The following is a 4,816-nucleotide window of genomic DNA, read 5'->3' on the forward strand; positions in this document are numbered from 1 at the left end:
GGTTATTTAGCTTACGATCATACGAAAAATAAAAAGAAATCTATTCTGACGATTATTGATTACAGCAAACCATCCACACAAAAACGATTCTTTGTGATTGATTTAAAAAAGAATAAGCTTCTATACCACACTTTTGTTACTCATGGCGTTAACAGTGGTGGTAAGGTTGCTAATCGTTTTTCTAACGTAGTAAATTCAAAACAAACATCTTTAGGCACTTTTCTCACAGATACCACTTACCAAGGTGGCAATGGCTATTCATTAAAGCTTGATGGCTTAACCAAAGGCATCAATGATAACGCGCGTCGACGTTACATTGTTATCCATGGCGCCGATTATGCCAACGAAAGCTTCATCAAACGTAATGGCTACCTAGGCCGTAGCTGGGGTTGCCCTGCACTACCTAAAGCACTGTCAAAATCAATCATTAATACCATTAAAGGTGGAAGTGTTATTTACGCTCATGCGTAATGACCTTGGCAAATAATTGCATATAAAAATCAGTCACAACAATAAATAAAGAGTTAATTAGTAAACTGGTACACCTTAAGTGTTTGAGATTTAAATAGTATATTTTATTAATGACGGCGTAGGTTTATATAACCAACGCCGTCAGCCTTATATTGCAACGCGTTATTACTTCCTTGCTTTTGCTCGTGAAACCACTACCAAACGGTTCTCTAATACCTTTTTCTTGGTTGTGCTCGCCTTGTCTATCTCACGTAATACACGTGCTATTTCACTGTCTAAATACTTAATTGTTTTGGTTTTTGTTAAAGATCGAATGACCTTTTCTGCATTGGTAGGTATTGGCTGCTCAAGCGCCCACAGGTAGCTATAATCGCCACTTTTAGGCGGTGTTTTTTTTACTTCAACAGGTGGCTTTGCCATATCCGCAATTCGACCAACCTTATCGTAATACTGATGAACCAGTTCTGAGCGATAAAAAGGCACTTCACCTTGAAGATACAATGCATTGCCAACATCCGTGGCAATACTCACTTTTGCTTCAGGAACAAAAGTGCTTGCGCACAAACGCTCGCTATCTTTGGCATTTTCTGTGGTGTAAAACACATTTGCGGTTTCTTTTGCCCGCGTTAAGGCCACATACGCTAAACGGCGCTCTTCCTCTGTATCTGCACCAATACTCGCGGCAGAGCGATTAACATAGGGAAAGGCGTCTTTATCCCAATAGGGTAAATACACATGGCGGTACTCACAGCCCTTTGCTCTGAATATTGTCGTGAGTTGCACACCATGCGCCGCTTTCTCACGTTGATGAACTTGTCCTGTTTGGTGGGTATAGTATTCAAAATACTGTAGCGCTTTGGCACAGTTTTGATCCATAGTGTCTAAAACCGTTTCAATGCTATCTAAGCGCTCTAATGCTTCTTCAATCTCAGAGTTAGTCGCTTCGGTTTTCCAAATCCAATTGTCTAACAGGCTATCTTTTCGGTACTGTCGATAAACTTCAACAGCCTTGAATGCGCCTTTTCGCTCGATGCGGGTCAGTAGATCTAGCCGATCGATGAAACTATCGAGATTAGCTTCTTTGTTCTGCGCTTTTTGCTTCTCTGCGTAACTTAACCATTGCGTTGTTGGCAACGCGGCGACAGCTGCACACATTGGTTGCAACACTTTATTGGGCACATAACAGTGGGGAAAGCACATTAGGTTAAATAATAAGCCTGATTTTTGCTGCTCCGTCCCATCTCTAAAACGACCCGTTGTAAATATCATCAAATCCATCAGCAGTCTAACTTCACGGCTATTGGATAACACTGACGGTATCGGCATTTGATATGGGATCTGCTTAGAAAGAAAAGCGAGCTCAAATAGCAAAGCTTGAGACCAGCGACGGACTAAAATCGCCATATCATGGCTTTGAACATCATTCGTAATATGATTGTGGATCGATTGTGCAATTTCGCCAACCTGACGGCTACTTCCATTCACATGCACATGGGTATTGTCCGGCTTAGCATTAGCGACAGTGATAAAATCTTGAAATCGATTTTTATTTTGTGCAATCAACTGCCCAGCGGCCAGTGCTAAAGAGTGACCAAAACGAAAAGTGTTAGACAAGGTGTAGGTTGTTGCAGGCGCAAAGTCACGTTCAAAATTGAGCATGAATTGAGGGGCACTACCCCGCCATTTATAAATACACTGGTCGACATCACCCACAGCAATAAGCTGTGCTTGGTCACCCAACAATGCCTTTAGCAAAGCATATTGCGCGTTATTGATATCTTGGAATTCATCAACCACCAGCAAGCGGATCTGATTTTGATACTGGGTGCGAATCGCCTCAGATTGTTTCAGCACTTTTACCGATTCAACCAGCCAATCATCAAAGAACAATTTCTTGTGTTGCTTTCGAACCGTCTCAAATTCTCGATACGCATCGAGAATAAAACGATATTCATGGTTAATATCTGTCAGCTCAAAAACTTCTTTCGGCGGCAGTAAATAGGCTTTCACTAAGCCTATAAAATTCATCAAAAGTTCGATGGTTTTCGGATCTTTAATCAACTGCTGCCGTTGATACGATTTTTCCTGCTGAGCAATACCACGAAGGATCTGCTTCGCAAAGCGCTTATCTTGCTCGCCTTCATTAAAATCAATTTGATAGCCTGTTTCTCGCAAGTACCCAGTTTGATTTAAAAACTTCAAACAAAAGCTATGGAAGGTATGCACAGGGACATCCTGCATAACACCCGATGCATGAAGTTTTTGTTTAAAATCAGACCGAATGTCTTTGTTAAACATCAGAACGAGCATTGAATTAGCCGAAATCGATTCCAGCTTTTGCCCAATCAAGCCAACTAAAGTTGTTGTTTTACCTGTGCCCGCACCCGCGATACACACGGCATTACCATCTTGGTGCTGAATAAAAGCATCTTGTTCTGAAGTAAAGGTCGTCATAATTCTAACAGGCTAAAAAATATGACTGCAATTTTGCCATAAATTGTGAAGTTAATGGATTTAATCCACCTTATTCCCATGCTTCTGGCTAGTTTTTGCTCGTCGGCAACGTTCCGAACAGTACTTTACTTCATCCCAGCAACGCTTCCATTTCTTGCGCCAACTAAAAGGCTTTAAACAAACAGGACAAGGTTTTGTTGGCAGATCAGTCTTTTTCATTAGAGGCCTTATTGATAACTAAAAAAGTAAATGTGATCGCCATATCGACAACCTTCGTAGATTAGAGACCAGACAGGAGGAAATATTATGAAAGCTTGGTTAAAAGTTTCTTTATTCGCAATTGCGGCAGCCTTTATTACTGGGTGTAACGATGACGATGATTCATCAACAACACCTACAGAGGCGCAACTTCGTGTAATACATGGTTCGGCTGATGCGCCAGCAGTCGATATTTTAGTGAACGATGCAGCAGCATTTACCAATCAAAACTTTAAAGATGTGACTGAATACGCCATGCTGCCACCAGCAACTTACAACGTTAAAGTCGTTGGGGCTGGGACAACAACAGCAGTCTTTGAGGCCGATATTCCAGTAGAAGCAAATAAAAAATACAGTGCGATCGCCCTCGATAAATTCACAGGCGGAACAGGACCATTCACTGTCATCTTGCTTGAAGATAATGTTGAGATGAAAGATGACATGGCACAGATAAGGTTGATTCATGGTTCAGCCTTTGCAAATGATGCATCTGCAGCAGGTGTTGATATTTATGTCACAGCACCGCAGGCGGATATTACAGGCTTAACTCCCAATGTATCTGCGCTAGTCTTTAAAAAAGACACAGGCTATATCGCGCTACCAGCAGGTCAATACGACGTAACGCTAACTCCAACAGGGACTAAGACTGTTGTTAAAATGGTGACTATTGACCTTGAAAATGGAAAAGTTTATAACGCGATTGCATCTGATATGGACGCAAACTTTGCGGCAGTAGATTTAATTTTGATGGACGGCTTTGTGGAATAAACCCTTTATCAGAACCTTGTTCCTAACAAACAAAAACAGCCCATGATGGGCTGTTTTCATTATACCTTAATACCCGTTCAATTTACGCAGGAACAAACATTGAGAGTAAGGCATGACTGGCTGTTGACTAGCCCGTCTAATTAGAAGCTGTATTGTACACCTAGGCTAACAGCTTCTTTAGATACTTTTGAATCGCCATCTTTGTATTTACCGTAGTGACCCACTTCAGTAGTAAGTGCAATTTGCTCAGTCACTTTGTATTTAGCACCAACACCGTAAGACAGACCTTTCAGTGATGCTTTTTCTTTTTGACCGTTAGCTTCTAAAGACACTTTACCGTATGAGTAACCAGCAAGACCGTATACAGAGAAAGAGTCAGTAATTGGGTAGCTAGCTAATGCGTAAGCACCCACATTGTATTTTTCTTTTGCTTTTAGCTCTGTGTTACCAGCAGTGTATTTACCGTTCTTAACGCCCATACCCGCACGGCCTTCTACCGAGAAGTATTCGTTAACTTCGTAACCTACTTTACCATTGATTGCACCAAGCTTAGTCTTTTGCTTGTCACCGTCAGCTTTCATTGTTTGTTGCTGTAGTTGTAAATCACCACCTACATATAGACCTTCTGCTTGTGCAGCTGTCGCACCAAAACCAATAGTTGAAACGATTGCTAAGGCTAATAACTTTTTCATGATAGCTCCATGTATTTGTAATGTTGTTTTTAACAACGTAACGAACAATTTTTAAATTCCGTTTCGAACGCTGTTTTATTCGATGGGGTGAAATTTACTCGAGTTGCTGAGGCTTGTAAATAGCAAAACTTAAATTAATTAAACATTGTTTTATTGTGGTAATAGAAAACAAC

General features: G+C 41.0%; 5 protein-coding genes. 2 read left to right on the forward strand and 3 right to left on the reverse strand.

Annotated elements, in window-relative coordinates; translation table 11 throughout:
* Nucleotides 1–471 (forward strand): murein L,D-transpeptidase catalytic domain family protein (locus ASV53_RS22650; protein WP_141226297.1); only part of this gene is annotated, 471 nt, incomplete at its 5' end.
* Between the two features lie 165 nt (nucleotides 472–636).
* Here the strand turns inward: ASV53_RS22650 and ASV53_RS22655 are convergent.
* Together ASV53_RS22655 and ASV53_RS22660 are read right to left on the reverse strand one after the other, a co-directional pair.
* Nucleotides 637–2,925, reverse strand: coding sequence for an ATP-dependent helicase (locus tag ASV53_RS22655; protein ID WP_094958787.1), 2,289 nt, complete (start codon nucleotides 2,923–2,925; stop codon nucleotides 637–639).
* Nucleotides 2,926–2,985: 60 nt separating this feature from the next.
* Nucleotides 2,986–3,144, reverse strand: coding sequence for a DUF2256 domain-containing protein (locus tag ASV53_RS22660; RefSeq protein ID WP_094958788.1), 159 nt, complete (start codon nucleotides 3,142–3,144; stop codon nucleotides 2,986–2,988).
* A gap of 87 nt (nucleotides 3,145–3,231) precedes the next feature.
* Between ASV53_RS22660 and ASV53_RS22665 the strand changes: the two genes are divergently transcribed.
* Entirely contained in the window at nucleotides 3,232–3,951 is a 720-nt protein-coding gene (locus ASV53_RS22665; protein WP_062690474.1) for a DUF4397 domain-containing protein, read from the forward strand.
* A gap of 140 nt (nucleotides 3,952–4,091) precedes the next feature.
* Here ASV53_RS22665 and ASV53_RS22670 read toward each other — a convergent pair whose 3' ends face one another.
* Nucleotides 4,092–4,643, reverse strand: coding sequence for a porin family protein (locus ASV53_RS22670; protein ID WP_094958789.1), 552 nt, complete (start codon nucleotides 4,641–4,643; stop codon nucleotides 4,092–4,094).
* Nucleotides 4,644–4,816: the final 173 nt, after the last annotated feature.

It is taken from the genome of Photobacterium sanguinicancri, assembly GCF_002265265.1.
Classification (GTDB): domain Bacteria; phylum Pseudomonadota; class Gammaproteobacteria; order Enterobacterales; family Vibrionaceae; genus Photobacterium; species Photobacterium sanguinicancri.